This window comes from Breoghania sp. (assembly GCF_963674635.1).
Taxonomy (GTDB): Bacteria; Pseudomonadota; Alphaproteobacteria; order Rhizobiales; family Stappiaceae; genus Breoghania.
This window is the reverse complement of the sequence record NZ_OY771475.1, coordinates 1,984,482-2,005,731: the sequence shown is the minus strand read 5'-3', so window position 1 is coordinate 2,005,731 and position 21,250 is coordinate 1,984,482. Positions and strand designations below refer to the sequence as shown.

Sequence of the window (21,250 nt, the reverse complement as noted above, 5' to 3'; positions counted from 1 at the left end):
CAGGCATGAGCGACAAGTCCCGCAAGGTTGCGATCATCGGCGGCGGCCCGACCGGCATCGGCGTTGCGCGCGAGTTGATCGAGGGCGGCATCGAGGTCGATCTTTTTGAGACGGAGGCCGATTTCGGCGGTGTCTGGAACGGCGATGCGCCTTGCGGGCGCACCTATCGTTCGCTCCATCTCATCTCGCCCAAATTCAACACGCAAGTGCCGGATTTTCCCATGCCGGACGATTATCCGCCCTATCCCGATCACCACCAGATGCTTGCCTATATCCGCTCATACGCGAAGGCCTTCGGGGTCTATGAGCGCGCGCATTTCAACGCGGACGTGGAGAGCCTGACGAAGGAGGCGGACGGCTGGCGGCTGAAGACGCGCGCCGGGCATGACGCCCACTATCCGCTGGTCGTCGTGGCCAACGGCTTGCAGCGCGTCCCGCGCTATCCCGATCCTGCCTATCCCGGCGAGTTTGACGGCGAGATCCTGCATGTGCGCGACTACAAAACCGCCGATCAGTGCCGCGACAAGCGCGTTCTCGTCGTGGGTGGGGGGAATTCAGGGTGCGATATTGCCGTCGATGCCGTGCGCACCGCGGTCTGCGTCCATCACTCCACCCGGCGCGGCTATTACTACCAGCCGAAATTCATCGCCGGAAAACCGACGCCACAATGGATGATGGAGCTTGGCAACAAGTTCGCCACCAAGGAAGAAACGCTCGCCTATATCGAGGAGGTCTTCCGCCTCGCAGGCTATGACGGCACGGATTACGGGCTGCCCAAGCCCGACTATCCGCTCGATGCCGCCCACCCGGTGATGAACTCGCTGTTGCTCTATCACATCGGCCACGGGGACATTGCGCCCAAGGGCGATATCGCGCGGTTTGAGGGCAAGACCGTCCATTTCCGCGATGGCAGCTCCGCCGAATTCGATCTCATCCTCTATGCGACCGGCTATCGCCGCGACTTCCCCTTCCTCGAAGCGTCGCTTCTGGAGTGGAAGGGGTCGATCCCCGACCTCTTCCTGCATTCCACACCGCGTAATCTCGACGATATCCTCTTCATGGGCTTCATCAACGCCGCCGGGGGGCTGGGGGATGGCTTGAAAACGCAAGGCCAGTTCGTGCTGATGTATGCCCGCGCCTGGTTTGGCAAGACGCCCGGTCTTGAGCGCTTTCTCGCCGCAAAGAAAACGGACGCGCCCGATCTGGGCCAGACCCATTTCATCGACAGTTACCGCCACCAGTGGGAGGCGGATTTGTGGAAGCTGCTGGCCCACATGCGCCGCTACCGGGAGATGCTGGCCGAGGGCGCGCCCGATCTGAAAGGGGAGGCCGCCCAATGAGCGACGCCCCGCGCGACAGCCTGCGCGCCCGCATGGCGCAAATTCTCGACCGCGAGCTGGTCGAGCGGGCAGCCGCGCGCGTCGCCGCAAGGGCGGAGGCCGAAAAATCCGCAAAGAAGACACCGGACGACAGGACCGACACGCGCCCCCAGACGCCCCCCAAAACGCCCCTGTCGGAGCGCCTGTCGCGCGATGTCTGGCAGATCGCGGCATCCGCCCTGCGTATGCCGAAAGAGGAACTCGATCCGCAGGAGAACCTCGCCAATCTCGGTGTGGATTCCATCGCGATTACCGAGATCATGGTCCAGATCTCACGCCATTTCGCGATCTCGGTTGCCCCCACGACCTTTTTCGAGGCCCAGCATCTCGATGACCTGAGCGAAATCCTGCTCGCCCGCTACGGGAAATCCATCGAAGCGCATTACGACAAGCTGGAGCAAGGCAAAGCCCCAGAGCAGGAGCCAAAATCGGACCCGGAATCGGACCTCGCACCGGTTCCCGAACCTGTTGCTGGGCCGAAGGTGGAACCGGGGCCGCATTCCCGGTCCGCTTCCGCCCCGCCCGCCAGTTGGTTGCGCCGCCACCGGGCGGTCTCAGCCAGATCGGCGACCCCGGCACCCCGTGCCGTTGAGCCGGAGCAGTCCGCCGTCGGCGGGCCGGACACCCATGACGCTCCGATCGCGATCCTGTCTATTGAGGGCATGTTCCCGAAAAGTCCGGATCTGGAAACCTTTGCCTCCCATCTGGCGGCGGGCGACGATTGCATGGAGGAGATCCCGCCGGAACGCTGGGACTGGCGCACGGTCTTTGGCGATCCGAAGAAGGGGGCTTTCACAGACGTCAGGTTTGGCGGTTTCGTTCCCGATGTCGACATGTTCGATGCGGGCTTCTTCAACATCTCTCCGCGCGAAGCGGAACTGATGGATCCGCAGCACCGCCTGTTCATGGAATGCGTGTGGTCGCTCATCGAAAAGGGCGGTTATGCGCCCGGATCGCTCGCAGGTCGCAAGGTGGGCCTGTTCCTCGGCATCAACCTGATCGATTACACCGTGATGGTGAACCGGGCCGATATCATGGAGGCCCAGCAGCTGACCGGGCTTGGCCATTCCTTCTGCCCGAACCGGATTTCCTTCCTGCTCGATATCCACGGGCCGAGCGAGGTGGTGGATACCGCCTGTTCCAGTTCGCTGGTGGCCATCCATCGCGGCGTGATGAGCATCCGCCACGAGGGCTGCGATATGGCGATTGCGGGCGGGTCGAACCTGATGCTGTCGCCGCTCCAGCACATCATGTTCTCCAAGGTGGGCATGATTTCGCCGGACGGGCGTTGCAAGACCTTTTCCAAAGACGCCAACGGCTATGCCCGCTCCGACGGTGTGGGCGCTGTGCTGTTGAAACGGCTCGATCTGGCCGAGCGTGACGGCGATCCGATCCTCGGCGTGATCCGCGGATCCGTCGAACATCACGGCGGCGGCGCGACATCGCTCACCGCGCCCAACCCCAAGGCGCAGGCCGCTCTCATCGTGGCGGCGCACCGGCAGGCAGGCACGGACCCGCGCACCATCGGCCTTGTCGAATGCCACGGCACGGGCACCCGGCTGGGCGATCCGATCGAGGTGGAAGGCCTGAAACTCGCCTTCAGCGAGCTTTATCGCGACCACGGTCTGGAGCCGCCCGTAACACCCGTTACCGGCATCGGCTCGGTCAAATCCAATATCGGCCACACGGAGGCCTCCGCCGGTATCGCAGGGCTCATCAAGGTGGTGCTGGCGCTGAAATCCGGCACACTCTTCCGCTCGCTCCATTGTGACGAGCCGAACCCGCTTCTGGAGTTTGAGGCAAGCCCGCTCTATCTCCTGCAATCCGCAGCCTCCTGGAAACGCCCGGTCATTGATGGTCGGGAACAGCCGCGTCGGGCGGGCCTGAGTTCCTTCGGCGCGGGCGGCACCAATGTGCATCTGGTGATCGAGGAATACCGCCCGTCGCAGGCGCACCCCTCTTGTGCCGCGCAAGGCACCGTCGTGGTGCCGGTTTCGGCAAAGAATGCCGGGGCCCTGAAAGAGGCCATCGCCCGCCTGAAAGACGCCGCGCGTGACGCCGATTTCGCCTCGCTCGCCTACACGCTCCAGATCGGACGCGACGCGATGCGCCACCGCGCAGCCTTCATCGCAGATGGCACCGACGACCTCATCGGCAAGTTGGAGGCTTATCTTTCCGGCGATGAAAATGCGGCGATCTGCGGCACGATCAAACCCGGACATCGCGATCGTGTCGAGATGCTTCATCCGCGCGGGCAAGAGCCGGAAGTCATCGCCCGCCACTGGGGCATGGGCGGCGAAGTGAACTGGGCGGAGCTCTATGGCGAAACCCGCCCGCCCCGCATCGCGCTTCCGGCCTATCCCTTCCAGCGCAAACGCTATTGGTTGCCGGAACTGGAAACCGCAACGGGCCGCGATACGCTCGACCCGTCAGCGCAAGGCGCGGGCGCCTTTGTCCTGACCGTCACAGGCCATGAGGCCTTTCTCGCCGATCACAAGGTCGCCGGTGTGCCGGTCCTGCCGGGTGTGGCCTATCTGGAACTTGCCCGCGCAGCCGCTGCAAAGGCCGGGATCGCCAACCCGATCTTGCGCAAGGTCGTCTGGATGGCCCAGCTGAAGGTGGAGGGTCCGACCCGCATCACCTGCGAGATCACGAGGCCGGGCGACGGGGATGCGCGCGCGGAAATCTTCACCCAAATGCCGGGCGGCGAACGCCGCGTCCATGCGCAGATGAAAATCGCGACAGGGGACGTGACGCAGGACCCGCCGCGCGATCTGGATGCCTTGCGAAACCGTCCCGCCCGCCATCTTTCCGGCAGCGAAGCCTATGCCGCCTTCGATGCGATGGGGCTGACTTACGGACCGAGCCATCGCCTGATCGCCGATCTCGCCATCTCCACCGATGCCGCAGGGGAGGCGCAGGTTCTGGCGAAGCTTGTCCTGCCGGAACGGCTTCGCGCCACGCTTTCCGATTTCGTCCTGCATCCGGGGCTGATGGACGGCGCGTTGCAATCGGCGGTCGGTCTTGCGCTCGATGAAGACGGGGAGGCGCGGACGGCGGCCGCCCTGCCGTTCTCCATCGAGAGCGTGGAGAGCCGTGGTCCGCTCGAAGCCAAGATGTGGGCCGATGTCCGCATCCGCGAGCGCACGGCCTCCGGCCTCATGCGGATGGATATCGACCTTCTGGCCGAGGATGGCAGCCCGCGCGTGCGCTTGGCCGGTTTCACCACAAGGGCGCTGGAGCAAAGCACCCCGACCGGCGCCGATGGGCCCGAAGCTCTGCGCTTCGAGCCGCACTGGCGGGCCTTGGCGCCCGCCGCCCCGCCAGAGATCCCGGCCCGCCATATCGTGCTCCTGACGTCCGGTGCAGGCGATGCGAATGCCCTGAAAACCACCCTGCCGGATGCCGATATCCGCGCGCTGGATGATGATCCCGCCACCCCGCTCGATGCGCGGTTCCATCGCCTTGCTGAGCAACTTCTGGTCATAGGGCAGGCGGAACTGTCCTCCGCTTCCGCCGTGATCCAGCTTGTTCTGACAGAGACGCCCGACACAGCCCCGCTCGCAGCGCTCGCCGCCATGATGCGGTCGATGGGCCGCGAACATCCGAAGCTTTCCGGCCAGCTTCTGCTGGTGCCTGAAGGTGCCGACCTCGCACCCCTCCTGAAAACCGCCGCAAGCGCCCCCGCAGGTGCCTGTCTGAAGGCGGAAGGCGCGGGGCTCATGATGGAGGTCTGGGAGGAGGTCGCTGCTGCCCCTGAACCGGCCTCACGGCCATGGCGCGCCGATGGCGTCTATCTGATCACCGGCGGCACCGGCGCGCTGGGGCGCGCGCTTGCAGGGCGTATCCTTGAAGACGCGCCCGGCGCGACCGTCGTTCTGGCAAGCCGCAGTGCTGCGGAAGGCGACGTCGCAAGCTGGATCGCCGAAACTCCCGGTCTCCATCACATCCGCGCCGATGTCTCCGACACCGTGTCTGTCGAAAATCTCGTGCGCGAAATCCGCGAGACCCACGGCAATCTTGATGGCGTCATTCATACCGCGGGCGTGATCCGCGACGAGGCCTTCGCGCGCAAGACGGGGGAGCAACTGGCCGCCGTTCTCGCGCCCAAGGTCAGTGGTGCGGTCGCGCTGGACGCCGCCATCGGTGACGCACCGCTCGATTTTCTCGCCTTCTATTCCTCGATCTCCGGCGTGGTCGGCAATATCGGGCAGGCGGATTATGCCGCCGCCAACGCCTTCCTCGATACGTTTGCGCAAGCGCGCGAGACCCGCCGCCTTGCGGGCAAATGCCACGGCGTGACCCGCTCCATCGCCTGGCCGCTCTGGCGCGATGGCGGGATGCGGATCGACACCGCGCAGGAAGACCTCATGCGCCGCACCACCGGCCTTGTGCCGATGGAAACCGATACCGGGCTCGATGCCCTGTGCGCGGCTCTTGCGGGGTCCACCTCGCGCGTCGCCGTCACACCCGGCGATCCCACCCGTATTCGCCGCTTCGTGGGCGGTGCGTTTGAGGCGAAGCCGCAGGCGACAGGCGGGCCGCAAGCCGCATCGGTGCGCAAACGCGCCGATCCCGACCGTCTGCGCCGTGCGGTGCTGAGCGCGCTTCTGGAAGCCGCGAGCGCGCAACTGAAGGTGTCGCCCGACGATATCGACGTGGATGTGGAACTGACCGAATACGGCTTCGATTCCATCGGCTTCACCCAGTTTGCCAACCGCCTGAACGATCTTTTCGATCTGGAACTGACGCCGACGCTGTTCTTCGAATATCCGGTTCTGGAAGGGTTGGCCGGATATCTGGCGGAAGAAGAAACGGCTGCCATGGCGGCGGGTCTGGGCGTTGATGCCAGCGTGGAAGCCGAAATCGACGCCGCCGTCACGCCAGAGCCCGCCCCCGCACCTGAGCCCGTGCCGCCGGTCACCGCTTCCGTCCCAAACGCGGCGCAAGCGTCCGCAACGCTTTCCGACGATCCCATCGCCATCATCGGCATGAGCGGCCAGTTTCCCGGCGCGCCGGACATCGAGGCTTTCTGGGAGGTCCTGAAGGAAGGCCGCAACTGCATTTGCGAAATCCCGTCGGACCGTTGGGATTGGCGTGATTATTGGGGCGATCCCGTGAGCGAGCCCGGCAAGGGCAACGTCAAATGGGGTGGCTTCATTTCCGATATCGGCGCGTTTGATGCCGCCTTCTTCGGGATCTCTCCGCCCGAAGCGCGCATGATGGACCCGCAGCAGCGCCTGCTTCTCACCGAAAGCTGGCGGGTGATGGAAGATGCGGGCTATGCGCCCTCGGCGCTTGCGGGCTCCAGGACCGGCGTCTTCGTCGGAACCGCCGACATGGGCTACAGCCGCCTTGTCGCACAAGCGGGCGTGAACATCGAAGGCTATGCTATGACCGGGCTCGCCCCCTCGCTCGGGCCCAACCGCATCAGCTATTTCTATGATCTGCACGGTCCCAGCGTGGCGGTGGAAACGGCGTGCTCCAGCGCGTTGATCGCGGTCCACCGCGCGGCGGAGGCGATCCGCGCGGGCCATTGCACACAGGCGATCGCGGGCGGCATCAATGCGCTGCTGCTTCCCGACACCTTTGTCGGCTTCGCAAAGGCGGGCATGCTCTCGCCGAAAGGCCAGTGCCAGACCTTTTCCGCGCAAGCCGATGGCTATGCGCGCGGCGAGGGTGTCGGGCTTGTCTTCCTCAAATCCTTTAGCGCGGCGGAGCGCGACGGCGACCGCATCCTCGGCGTCATCCGGTCAAGCGCCGAAAACCACGGCGGCCATGCCGCCACCTTGACCGCGCCCAATCCCAAGGCGCAGGCCGACCTCATTCGCGATGCCTACAGGCGGGCGGCGATCGATCCGCGAACCGTCGGCTATATCGAGGCCCATGGAACGGGAACGCCGCTCGGCGATCCGATCGAGGTGGAGGCGCTGACGGCGGCCTTTGCCGATCTCGATCGCGAGGCGGAGGCGCGTTTCGGCCCCGCTCCGGCGCATACTTGCGCGCTCGGCTCGGTCAAATCGAATATCGGCCATCTGGAACTTGCCGCAGGTATCGCGGGCCTCATCAAGGTTCTCCTGCAAATGCGCCACGGCGAGATCGCCAAGTCGCTCCATGCGGAGGAACTCAACCCCTATCTGAAGCTCAAGGGCAGCCCCTTCCATGTGGCGCAGGTTGGCGAAACCTGGCCGCGTCCGCGCGATGCGCAAGGCAAGACCCTGCCGCGTCGGGCAGGCGTCAGCAGCTTCGGCTTCGGCGGCACCAACGCCCATGTGGTCGTGGAAGAATATGTGCCCCCCGCACCGTCCACATCGGCGACGCCCGCAAACGATCCGGACCTGATTGTGCTGTCCGCCCGCTCTCAGGCGCAGTTGAAGCAGATGGCCGGGGAGCTGAGAGCCTTCCTCCAACGCCCGGACCAGACGGCGTCGCTTTGCGACATCGCCTGCACGTTGCAGACCGCACGCGAGCCGATGGAATTCCGCCTCGGCTTCAAGGCCGAAACCCGCGAGGAGATGCTGGACCGCCTGGGCGCCTATATGGCGGACAAGGACAGCGAGGCGCTGCACACGGGCCGGGTCAAGCCCAACCGCAGGACAAACGCGGTTCTGGAAACCGATGCCCCCTTGCGGGAGGCGGCAGCCGGACTTGCCGAAAGAGGCCGTGCGGACGATCTGCTGACGCTGTGGGCCGGTGGCCTGAGCATAGACTGGGCGTCCGTGCGAAAGGGCCGGCCGGGCAAACGCATCGCGCTTCCGGGCTATCCCTTCGCCAAGACCCGCTACTGGGTGGGGGAGGGTCCATCTGCCCCCGTTGCTCCCGTTGCCCCGGTGGCGCCAGCCGCGCCCGCTGCCAGCCAGTCCGAACCCGTCGCCAGTCTGCCGGATGTCACGCCCGAAACCCGCCTTGCCCGCACCCTGGAACGCGTGACGGAAATCGCCGCCTCTACGCTGGAAGTGGACCCCGCCATTCTGGACGTGGACACGGAGCTTGGCGATTTCGGCTTCGATTCCGTCACCATGACGGCTTTCGCCTCGCAGATAAATTCCGGCCTCGGCCTTGCGCTTTCGCCCGCCGATTTCTTCGAATTCGCCACGCTGCAACGCCTCGCCGCCCATATCGCGCCGGATCTTTCCGATGCGAAATTGGGGCTGGACGGCCAGACCTCTGCCACGCCGCCGCCCGTTGCTGCGGCCCGGACGCAGCCTGAGCCGCGTGTGCAGTCCCGCCCCATCGACGCCGATGACGACCCCATCGTGATCGTCGGGCACAGCTGCACATTCCCCATGGCGGCGGATGCGGATGAATTCTGGGAAAACCTGATCACGGGCCGTGACTGCATCTCCCGCATTCCGCCGGACCGCTGGTCCTGGCAGGCGCTTGACGGCGATCCGCGCCGCGAGCCGGGAAAGACCAACATCCATTGGGGCGGCTTCATCGACGGTGTGTTCGCGTTCGATCCGCTGGCCTTCGGCATCTCGCCGCGCGAGGCCCGGCTGATGGACCCGCAGCAGCGCCTCATGCTGACCCATGCGTGGAAAGCCATCGAGGACGCGGGCCATGCGCCGGAAAGCCTCGCAGGCAAAAGGGTCGGTATCTTCGTCGGCACATCGTCGAGCGGCTATCGCGAGATGATTGGCGAGGACAGTGGCGGCGAGGGTTATATCGCCACCGGCTCCGTTCCCTCCGTCGGCCCGAACCGGATCAGTTATCTGCTCGATCTGCACGGCCCGAGCGAGCCGGTTGAAACGGCCTGCTCCAGTTCGCTGGTGGCGCTTCATCGCGCGGTGCAGGCGATCCGCGCAGGCGATTGCGACATGGCGCTGGTCGGTGGCGTCAACACCATCGTCACGCCGGAGGCCCATATCAGCTTCGCCAAGGCGGGCACGCTGTCGAGCGATGGCCGCTGCAAGACCTTTTCGGCGGACGCCAATGGCTATGTGCGCGGTGAGGGCGTCGGCATGCTCTTCGTGCGGCGGTTGTCCGATGCCCGGCGCGACGGCGACCCGATCCTCGCCGTGATCCGGGCCACCGCGATCAATCACGGCGGTCACGCCAACTCTCTGACCGCTCCCAACACGCAGGCGCAGGCCGATCTCATCATCGAGGCCTATGCGAAAGCGGGCATCGATCCGTGCACCGTCGGCTATATCGAGGCCCACGGCACCGGCACGGCGCTGGGCGACCCGGTGGAGATCAACGCGCTGAAATCCGCGTTCCGGTCCTTGCCGAAATCGGACGTTCGGCTTGAGGAGACGGGCTGCGCGCTGGGGTCGGTCAAGACCAATATCGGCCATCTGGAACTCGCCGCGGGTGTGGCGGGTGTCATCAAGGTTCTGAAGCAGTTCGAGCATCACAGGCTCGCCCCCAGCCTCCATTGCGCGGCGGTGAACCCCTATATCGATCTCGCCGAGAGCCCCTTCCGCATCCAGCGCGAGGCCGCCGAGTGGCGGCCCGTCCGGGATGAGAATGGCAATCCCTTGCCTCTTCGCGCAGGCATCAGCAGCTTCGGTTTCGGCGGCGTCAATGCCCATGCGATCCTGGAAGAATACCGGCCCGACGAGGCCCGGGCTCCCGAACAAAGCCCCCGTGGCCCTGTGGTCGTCACGCTTTCCGCCCGCACACCCGAGCGCTTGAAGGAAGCCGCGGCCGACTTGCTGGCGGAGATCAACCGGGGCGGCATCGCGCCCGCCGACATGGCCGATCTCGCCTTCACGCTTCAGGTGGGCCGCACCGGGCGCACCGAGCGCCTCGCCATCGTCGCGACGAGCCCTGAAGATCTACGCGCCGCGCTTGCCTGCTATCTGGCGGGCGAAGCGAACCCCGATATCTTCACCGGCACGGCCTCAAAATCCGTCCCCGCAGCCTTGCGGCCCGACGCCAGTCTTGAGGAAATCGCCGGACATTGGGTCAAGGGCGGTCACGTCGACTGGCAGACCCTCGATCCCGCCCCGCATCGACGCCTGCGCCTGCCCACCACGCCCTTTGCCCGCGATGTCTATCGCGCGGGCGCGGCTCCGACAGCGAGCGAGCCACCCGCCACCGATGCCGATATCCGCCTTCACGCCGATGCCTTCTACCTGAAGGACCATGTGGTGCGCGCCAAGCCGATCCTGCCGGGTGCGATGAGCCTTGAACTCGTGTGCCGGGCGGCGCTGGCGCGAAACTGTGCCGGCCCCTTGCCGCTGGCCTTGTCCGGGGTGACATGGCGCAGGCCCATCGAACTGGCGGCGGGGACGCTCGATCTGACCGTGGCTTTGGAGGAAGCATCCGGCGGCGGTCACGCGTTCCGTCTGAGGCCGGTGGCCGAGGGGCAAGCCGATTTCATGCGCGGCGTGGTCCGCGCAGCCGATGACGCTCAGCCCGCGCCGCTCGATATCGCTGCGCTTCAGGCCGCCTGCCACAGGTCCCACGATCCCAATTGGCTCTATGCCAGCTATAGCGCTCTCGGCATCGACTATGGCCCCGCCATGCGGGCGATTGTCGACTTGCAGTCCGGTGACGGCGAAGTCCTCGCCCGTCTCGCGGTGCCCAGAGCGGCACAGCGGGCAGGGGGAGGCGAGACGTTCACCCTGCACCCGAGCCTGATCGACGGGGCCTTCCAGGCGGCGCTGGTCGCCTTCACGCAAGATGGCGACAGCGCGCTGGCCTTGCCATACGGCATTGACCGCGTGACCGTCTTCGAGCCCACCGACGAGACCATGTGGGCGCATCTGCGTGTCCGTCCGGCAGGCGAGGGTGTCCGAAAGCTCGATATCGTGCTGGCTGACGAGACGGGCAAAATATGCGCCTCCATTGAAGGCTTCTCCGTGCGCGTCATGCCCGGTGCGCGGGAGGATGTTGCTCCGTCGAAACCCGCCGATGCCGCAACCGTTGAGCGCTATTTCACCAACCTGATCGCGCGTGAGACCGAGATCGATGCCGCCACCATTTCCCTGACAGCCCAGTTGGAAGATTACGGCATCGATTCCGTCCTGATCATGCAACTGACCGACGTGCTGGAACGCGATTTCGGCCCGCTTCCCAAGACGCTGTTCTTCGAGCACCAGACGCTCGGCGCGCTGATCGGGTATTTCCGCGAAACCCATGGGACCCGTCTTGCCGAAATCTGCGGCGGAGCCGCGCCGCAGTCCCCGGCCATTCCCGCCCCATTTTCCGCCAAGGCCCCGGCGGATACCGTCCGGCGCGGGCGGGAGGCGCGCGATGAGCCCATCGCGATCATCGGTCTTGCCGGGCGCTATCCCGGTGCGCGCAATGTCGAGGAATTCTGGCAGAACCTTGCCGCCGGGCGCGACAGCGTGACCGAGGTGCCCGCAACGCGCTGGGATCACGCGCGCTACTACGATCCGGAACGTCAGATCGGCAAGACGACCTGCCGTCATGGCGGCTTCATTGAAGGCCATGATCGTTTCGACCCGATGTTCTTCAACATCTCCCCGCGCGAGGCCCGTTTCCTCGATCCGCAGGAACGTCTTTTCCTGCAATGCGCTTGGGAAACGCTGGAAGATGCGGGCTACACCCGCGAGACGGTCGCACCGGGCGGCGATGTGGGCGTCTTTGCGGGCGTCATGTGGGAGGAGTATCAGCTCTACACGGCGGAACTGAACGCCAGGGGCATCCCTGCGGCCCTTGCCGGAAGTGCGGCGGCCATCGCCAACCGGGTTTCCCACTTTTTCAACTTCCACGGGCCGAGCATCGCGCTCGACACCATGTGTTCATCGTCGCTCACCGCGATCCATCTGGCCTCGGAGGCCCTGCGATCCGGCGATTGTTCCGTGGCGCTTGCGGGCGGGGTGAACCTCACCTCGCATCCCAACAAATATTGCGCGCTCTCTCAGGGCCGGTTCCTGTCCGTCAATGGGCGCTGCGAGGCCTTTGGCGCGGGCGGAGATGGCTATGTTCCCGCCGAAGGCGTCGGCGCTGTGCTGCTGAAACCGCTCTCAAAGGCGGAGGCCGACGGTGACCGGATCCATGGCGTGATCCTCGCCTGCGCGCTCAACCACGGAGGCAAGACAAACGGCTTCACCGTGCCCAATCCGCTGGCGCAAACGGCGGTCATCGAAAAGGCCTGTCACCGTGCAGGCATCGCGCTCAGTGATGTCAGCTACATCGAGGCCCACGGCACCGGGACCAGCCTCGGCGACCCCATAGAGATCGCAGCCCTCACGCGCGCATTCGAGGCGCGCGGAGAGACAGCCGCGCCTTGCGCCATCGGTTCGGTCAAATCGAATATCGGTCATGCCGAGAGTGCGGCGGGCATGGCGGGCCTGACCAAGATCCTGCTCCAGATGCGGCATGGCCAGCTCGCGCCTTCCCTCCATGCCGAGGTGCTGAACCCCAATATCGATTTCGCGGGTTCTCCCTTCCGTGTGCAGCAGAAGTTGGAACCGTGGACGAGCGACGGCCCGCGCATCGCGGGGCTTTCGTCGTTCGGGGCGGGCGGCTCCAACGCCCATCTGGTCATCGCGCAATATCAGGAAACCGCCCAGCCGGTCGCGACCCTGGAGCCGACGGTCTTCCCCGTCTCTGCCCGCGATCCGGAACGCCTGACGGCGCTTTTGCAAAATTTGCGCGCTCATCTGGACACCGTCGATGAACGCGACCTGCCGCGCATCGCCTTCACCCTTCAGGAGGGCCGTGAAGCCTTTGAGGAACGCCTCGCGATCATTGCAGGCAGCCTGCAATCGCTGAAGGAAGGCCTCGACCATGCCTTGAGGGGCGAGGCATCGGAGGCGACGTTCCGCGCAAGGGCCGCGAACCCGGGGGCGAGGCTCGCAAGTTCGGAAAATCTGCGCGATATCGCGGCCGGTTGGGTCATGGGCGCCGCGGTCAACTGGCAGGCCCTGCGAAAGGGACCGAAGCCCCGCCCGATCAGCCTGCCGAGCTATCCCTTTGCCGAGGAGGTCCACTGGCTACCCGTCTTGGAAGGCGAGCCCGCTTGCGCCGCCGCGCCCGCTTGCCCACAAGAGCCGCTTCCGCTTCTCTACGCCCCCGACTGGCGGGCACAGGATATCCAGCCGACGGGGGAGGCTGCAAAGCCGCTCCATGTTCTCGTCGCGTGCGATGCCGCCTGTCCCACCCTTGCGGACGATCTCCGACGGGCCGGGGCCGAGGTCGCGCTCCTTGAGGCCTCCGGCACTTCGCCCGCCGAGCGATATTCCGGCCTCGCCTGGGTCTTGCTGGAACGGCTGAAGGATCTTGCCCGCAAGAAGGAGCCGCGCACGGTTCAGGTTGTCGTGCCGCTTTCGGGCGACAACGGTCTTCTGGAAGGACTTTCCGGCCTGCTGCGCTCCGCAAGCCTTGAGCATCCGTTTCTCGCCTGCAAGCTCATTGCGGTGGAAGACGGCCTCCCCGGTCTGGCCCACCGTCTTGATGCTGAGGTGGGTGCGGCGAAAGATCAGAGCGAGATCCGTTACACCGAGGGGGCGCGTCTCGTTCGCCATTGGCGCGAGATCACACCTGCCACCCCCGCGCCCACCTGTGCGCCCTGGAAAGAAAACGGCGTCTATCTCCTGACCGGCGGGGCAGGCGGGATCGGGCTTCATGTGGCGGACGCGATTGCCGCAAGCGGCTGCAAGCCCTCGCTCTGGCTGACGGGGCGCTCGGCGCTGAAACCGGAGGCGGAAGCAACGCTGAAGCGGCTGGAAGGTCACGGCGCGCGGGTTCGCTATCGCCGCATCGACGTCACTGACGGGGATGCCGTTGCCGCGCTGATTGATGAAATCCGGCAGATAGCTGGGGCCCTCACGGGCGTCTTCCATGGTGCTGGCGTCACCCGCGACGGATTGCTGCTTTCCAAGACGGCGGGCGCTTTCACGCAAGTGCTGGCGCCGAAGGTCACGGGCGTCCAGTGCTTGGATCGTGCCATCGGCGATGCGCCGCTCGATTTCCTCGTGCTCTTTGCCTCCGCCGCAGGGGCGCTCGGCAATCCGGGCCAGACGGATTATGCCGCCGCCAATGCCTGTCTCGATGCCTTCGCCGCGCAGCGCAACGCGATGGTTGAGGCGGGCACACGGCACGGCCACACCGTCTCCATCGACTGGCCCTACTGGCGCGATGGCGGCATGTCGATGGATGAACGCACGATCCTCTCGCTGGAGCGCGCAGCCGGCGTCACCCCGCTTGAAACCGCGCCCGGGATCGCCGCGCTGAAAGCCATTCTGGCCGCAGGCGATGAGGCGCAGGTTCTGGTGCTGGAAGGCGATCACGACCGCCTGCGCGAGCAGATGAAATCCCTTCAGGCTCCGGCCGCAAAACCTGTGCCTAAGCCTGTCACGGCCGCTGCGCCCGAGCTCGTCAAACGTTCCGATCCCGCGCCCGCCGCAGCAGATCGGGACGCCACGATCGCGGCGATCCGGGCCGGCTTCTCAGATGCGCTCGGCATCCCGCAAGACCGCCTCCGCCTCGATGACACCATCGATCGCTTCGGCGTGGATTCCGTGCTCGGCCTTGAGATCGTGGAGGCGCTGGAAGCCCGCTTCGGGGCGCTGCCTCCCACCATCCTTTTCGAATTTCCGACCATCAACCGGCTGGCCGATGAGCTGGCCGGAAAACTCAGTACGGGCGCCGCGCCGCAAGCCCCCGAAAACCCGCAAGCCCCGCAACCGGTTGCCCCCTCAGGACCCGTCCGCTCAACGCCCGTGCAGTCTGTGTCCCAGCCAGACCCGACCCTCCGTCTGGCCTCCGCGCCTGAGACCAGCGACATCGCCATCATCGCGGTCGCGGGGCGCTTTCCCGATGCCGATACGGTGGAACGTTTCGCGGAGCTCCTGCGTCAGGGGCACGATTTCATCACGGAAATTCCAGCGGATCGCCCCGATCTCGTGCCCGTCTATTCACCCCGCAAGGGTGAGCCGGGGGCGAGCCACTGCAAATGGGGGGCGTTCCTTTCCAATGTCGACAGCTTCGATGCGGAATTCTTCGGCTTCACGCCGCGGGCCGCCGATCTGAGCGACCCGCAGGAACGTCTCTTCCTCGAAACCGCATGGCATCTCTTCGAGCGCGCAGGCCACACGCGGGACTGGCTGGCAGAGCATTACGAGCGCCGCGTCGGCGTCTTCGTCGGCTCCATGTACAATCAGTATCCGGGCCTCGCCAGCGAGCCGGATGCCCGCGCGTTGCTGTCGCTGTCCTCCTATGCGGGCATCGCCAACCGAACCTCCTTCTTCTTTGATCTTCAGGGCCCGAGTGTCGCGGTGGACAGCATGTGTTCCTCCGGGCTTCAGGCGGTTCATCAGGCGGTCCAGAGCCTGCGGGCGGGCGAATGCCGCCTCGCGGTCGCGGGCGGGGTCAATCTCTCCATCCATCCGGCCAAATACGAGGCGCTCAGCCGGGGCGGGCTCGTGGCCGCCGATCCTGAAGCGCGCGCCTTTTCCGGAGGGGCTGGCTATCTGCCCGCTGAAGCCGTTGGGGCGGTGCTGTTGAAGCCCGTGGCCGATGCCCTGGCCGATGGCGACCGCATCCTCGCCGTCATCAAGGGAAGTCTCGCCAATCACGCGGGCCATTCCGCGGGCTATGCGGTCCCCAGCGTCGATGCGCAGGAACGCCTGCTGGCCGACAGCTTCCGCATGGCGAATGTGGATCCAGCAAGCATTTCCTATATCGAAGCCGCCGCCACCGGCTCGCAGATCGGCGATGCCATTGAGCTGCGCGCGTTATCAAGCCTCTATCTGAACGTCGCCGACGCCCATCCGGCCATCGGCTCGGTCAAGGCCAATATGGGTCATGCGGAAGGCGCTTCCGGGCTTGCCCAACTCGTGAAGGTGCTGGCCCAGTTCGAGCACCAAGAGCTCTTTCCCTCTTTTGTGAAGCCGGGCGCGTCCGATGCCTTCCGGGGCACGGCGCTCCGCCCGCTTGCCGAACTGACCCCGTGGACGCCCCTTGAAGGGGCCCCGCGCCGTGCCATGATCAGCTCTTTTGGCGCGGGCGGGTCCAACGTCCATCTCATTCTCGAAGAAGCCCCGGATGTCCGGGCGCCGGCAGCAAGCGACGAGCCCGCATTGCCGCGGCTCTTCCCGGTATCGGCGCGCGACGAGGACCGCCTGCGCGCGCTGCGTTTTGCGCTTGCCGCCCATCTGAGGCGCCATCGGGATGTGTCGCTTGAGGCCCTGTCGCGCACCCTGCGGTTTGGCCGTGAGAGCTTTGAATGCGAGATCCTGCTGGCCGCCGAAAGCCTGCAGGAGCTGATCGACAAGCTTGAAGATCAGGCCTACCGCGAAACCGGCGATGCGCTGGCCGCCGCCGCGCGTTCGCCGGAAATCTCCCGGCAAGGCCCAATGCTGGTTCTCCCCGGCTACCCGTTCAAGCGCACACGGCACTGGCTGAAGACGACGCCCGTCGAGGTTCCCTCTGCCGCGCCCGCGAGCGCCGCCGACATGCCCGGCGGAGAGACCCCGCTTGCCTTCATCTGCAAGGTGCTGGCCGGCGAACTCGGCCGTCCCGTCGAGAATGTTGCCCCCGATGCGGATCTGGAGCATCTGGGCGTCGATTCCATGGCCCGCATGCGCCTCGTCTATGCCCTTGAGGAAGCCTACGGCGTTTCGCTCACCGCGCAGGACATGGAAGACCACCCCACGCCCGCGCGTCTGGCCGGTTTGCTGGCGGGGTCTCTGCCCGCCATCCAAGCCGGGCCCGTGGCTGCGGAAATCGAAAGCCGCCAGCCCACCGCAAGCCCGATCCGCCGCGCCACGCCCGAGCGTCGTCCGCTCGGCGAGGCCCAAAAGGGCTTGTGGGTTCTTCATTCGCTCTATCCGCAAAGCGGCGACTACAACGTTCCTTCCGCCTATCTGTGCCGCGACATCGACAGGGCGGCCTTGGCAAAGGCGTTGGAATGGCTGCTCAACGAATACCCGATCCTCGCCACGCGGCTGGAGGAGGGAGAGGGCGAGCCGGTGCTGGTTGCGCGCGCCGATGGGCCTGAAATCCAGCCCGTCACCCTGTCCAAGGAACTTGAGCGCGACGCCTTCCTGCGTCAGCGCGCGCTCATTCCCTTCGATCTCGCCAAAGGCGTTTTCCGGGTGGAGAGCATCACCGGCGACAGGCTGGAGCCCGGCACGAGCGTCCTTATGTTCGTCGCTCATCACATCGTGACGGACGGGGTGTCCTCCGCGTTGATCTCCGGCGCCTTCTGGCAGGCCTACGATCATTTCGCAAAGGGTGCGCACGCCCCAAAACCCAATCCCCTGGCCGCCGATTACGCGGAATTCGTGGAATGGGAAACCGGCTTTGCGGCTTCCGAAGACGGGCGGCTCCAAAAGGCGTGGTGGCTTGAAAAGCTCGCGGGTCCCTTGCCCGATCTCCGCCTGCCGGTGATCTCGGGTGCGCGGCGCAAACGGGAGAGGGCGGGCGACAGTCAGGAGCTGCGCCTCTCGCAGGATCTCACCGACAGACTTGCCGATCTGGCGCGCGAACTGGGCACCAGTCAGGCCTCGCTTTATCTCAGCGCCTTTGCGGGGCTTCTCTATCGCTATACGGGTGAGCGCGATCTGCTCATCGGCGTCCCGACGCTGCGCCGCCCGGCGCGCCGCTTTGCCGAGACGCTGGGCTTCTGCGCCAACATGATCGGCTTCCGTCACGAGCTGGACCCGGAGCTGGAGGCACGGCTCTTGGCCACCCGGATCCACACGGAACTGGGCGAGGCGCTGGCGCATGGCGACTATCCCTTTGCAGGCATCGCCCGTGAACTCGGCGGCACGGTTTCAGGCGAGCCCCCCTATCAGGTCACCTTCGCCTATCAGAGTTTCGGCGCAGAACACGCCGCGATCGAGAGCGTGGCAAAAGGCGATGTGCGTCTTCTCGACCAGATCCGCCAGTCCGGCGATACCCCCTTCGGCATCGAGGTCCAGAACGATGCTCAAGGCGCATTGATCATCGCCAACTACGATGCCAATGCCTTCGCCCGCGGCACGATGGGGCGCATGCTCCAGCATTATCGCATGTTGCTTCAGGCGCTGGCGGAGGGGACATCCGAACCGGTTTCCACCCTGCCCATGATGACGCGGTCGGAAACGGAGCGTGCCCTTCATCACTGGAGCCACGAGCGTCTCGTTGAGACGGTTCAGATCCCGGTTCATGACCTGATCCTTGCGCGGGCCCGCCAGATGCCGGGGGCGCTTGCGGTTTCGGGGGCGCAAGGAGCGCTCACCTATAAGCGCCTTGCCGCGCGCATCCGCCAGATTGTGCAATTGCTTGAAAAGCGCGGCCTGAAACCGGGTGAAAAGGTTGGCGTCTTTCTCGGGCGCACACCGGATTCAATCGCGGCGCTGCTGGCTGTCCTGGCAAGCGGCGGTGTCTGGGTGTCGCTCGATCCGGAATACCCCGACGAACGCCTCGCCTTCATCGTCAGGGATGCGGGGCCGCGGGTGGTCTTGAGCGACACCGCCCATGCGGATCGTTTGAAGGGACTGAAAACGCCGCCCGCCCATGTCATCGATCTCGACCGGGAGCGTCCGGGCCTTCGAAGCCGGTTTGCGCAAGTCTCGCTGGGGGAAATCCGGCTTGGCGATCCGGCCTATGTCATCTACACGTCAGGCTCCACCGGCGCGCCCAAGGGCGTTGTGGTGTCCCACGGCGCGCTGTCGCGTCATTGCCAGATCGTGGGCCGCGAATACGGCATATCGGAAAGCGACGTCGCGTTGCAATTCGCCCCCGCTTCCGTCGACACCGCGCTGGAGCAGATGCTGCCGATCCTGATTGCAGGCGGCAGGCTGGAGCTTCGCCCCGAAGGCTTGCAGGGCCCTGAGGCCTTCCATCACTATCTGTCGGAAAAGGCGATCACGGTTGCCGATCTGCCGCCGGTCTATCTGCACGAACTGCTGCGCGCATGGGGGAGCCGCAAACCCGAGGCGCGCCCGCTCGCCCTCCGGCTGGTGATTGTCGGCGGCGAGGCCCTGACGGGCGATGTGGTGGAGGCATGGGCCCGCAGCCCGCTTGCCGACCTCAGATTGATCAACGCCTATGGCCCGACCGAGGCCACGATCACCGCGTTCATCCATGATGTGAAACCCGCCGATCGCGGCAGCGATGCTCCAATGGGCGTGCCCATCGGTCGCCCCCTTGCGGGCGTGGAGATCTACATTCTCGATGAGAACGGCAACCTCGTGCCCGACGGGATTGTCGGTGAGCTCCATCTTGGCGGGGATCGGCTGGCCATCGGCTATCACGGTCGGCCCGCCCTGACTGAGGAGAAATTCGCCACCCACCGGATCGGCGGGCGCGAAATCAGGCTCTACGCCACGGGCGATCTGGCCTGCTTCCGCCCCAATAGCGGCGGATTGGTGGAGTTCCGGGGTCGGATCGACGATCAGGTAAAGATCCGCGGTCACCGCATCGAGCTTGGCGAAGTTGAGGCCGCGCTCACCGCCTGCGGTATTGCCGAGGCCGCCGTTCTTGTGGAGCGCAACCGCGTTGGCGATCCGGTCCTGACCGCCTATCTCGCCTTGCCGCAAACCGACATTGCGATGGCTGATGTGAAAGCCCGACTGGCGGAGATGCTTCCCGCCCACATGGTGCCCTCGATCTGGGTCCGCCTCGACCGCCTGCCCAAGACGATTTCCGGCAAGATCGACCGTCTGGCCCTGCGCAGGCAGGAAACGGCGATCCGAAAGGAAAGCGGTGAGACGCGCGCTCCGCGCGACCGCCTGGAAGAGCATCTCCATGCGATCTGGACGGAGGCCCTGGGGCGGCCCACGGATGATGGCGGGCTCGGCATCGATGAGGACTTTTCGCTCGCGGGCGGCAACAGTCTTCTCACAGTCCGGCTTCTCGGGCGCATCCATCAGGTCTTCGGCGCGAGCCTCTCGGTTGCCGATCTCGCCGGCGCGGGCACCATCGCCAGCCAGGCCCGCCTGCTGCGCCGTCGCGGGATATCCGCGCCCTTGACCAATCGGGCAGGGGCAACGACGCGCAGCTCCCTCATCGTGTCGCTTCGCCAGCCGGAACGGATGGCGGGCAACGGCGCGCCCGAGGCCCCGCCGCTCTTTCTCATCCATCCGGTTGCCGGAACGCTTTCCTGCTATCGGCCGCTGCTTGAGGCTCTGACCTTCGAGGCCCCGGTCTACGGCCTGCGCGCTGCGGGACTGGAACCCGGCGAAACCCCGCAGACCGACAGCCTTGAGGCGCTGGCTGGCCAGTATTTGCGGCAGGTCCTGAAAGTGCAGCAGTCCGGCCCCTATCGGCTGTGCGGCTGGTCGCTTGGCGGCGTCATCGCTTACGAAATGGCCCGTCAGCTGAAAGAGGCGGGCGAGGAGGTTTCCTTCCTCGGGCTCATCGACAGCTACACCCCCACCGACATTATCGGCGTACAGGGCGGGGAGGGGCTAACCCCCGCCGATCTCGATCTTGCATGCAGGCGGGCCTTCGTGCGCGATCTCTTCGGTGTCGATGTCGCGCTTGCGCCGGATCAGGATGTGGTGCGCTTCGTGCACGCGCTGCCGCAATTCGATGCCGTCTTCCCCGGCGGCACAGAGGCGGAGGTACATCGCCTGCTGGATGTCTTCAGCGCGAATTTCCGGCTTGTGCGGTCCTATGATCCGCCGCGCTCCACATTGCCGATCACGCTGGTGCGCGCGATGGACGGGCTCGATGGCGATTTCGTGGAGGGCTGGACGGCGCTTTCCAGCCTCCCGCTGCGGGTGCGGCGTGTGGCAGCCGATCACTATTCGGTCCTGCGACAGCCCGCCCTTGCCGACTGGCTGCCCGAGTTTTCGAAAGAACTGATGGCGGATCCGGTATGAGGTCGCGCAAGGTGCGGGGCACAAAGTCTTCCGATCGCGGCCGCAGAACACGGATATTGAGGGGGAGAGCCTTTAAATCGTTTGTGTTCAAGGCGTTTGCGTATTGGAAAGCGGGGCGGGCTGACCTTATAGTCCTAC

The 21,250-nt window shown here is 65.7% G+C and carries 2 protein-coding genes; both read left to right on the top strand.

Annotation, left to right across the window (positions count from 1 at the left end; translation table 11 throughout):
- Nucleotides 1-5 precede the first annotated feature (5 nt).
- Nucleotides 6-1,340, top strand: coding sequence for an NAD(P)-binding domain-containing protein (locus ABGM93_RS08755; protein WP_321505378.1), 1,335 nt, complete (start codon nt 6-8; stop codon nt 1,338-1,340).
- Nucleotides 1,337-21,112: a non-ribosomal peptide synthetase gene (locus ABGM93_RS08750; protein ID WP_321505376.1), complete on the top strand. Its 19,776-nt coding sequence runs from the start codon at nt 1,337-1,339 to the stop codon at nt 21,110-21,112. The genes ABGM93_RS08755 and ABGM93_RS08750 overlap by 4 nt, the downstream gene beginning before the upstream one ends.
- The last annotated feature ends 138 nt before the right edge of the window (nt 21,113-21,250 follow it).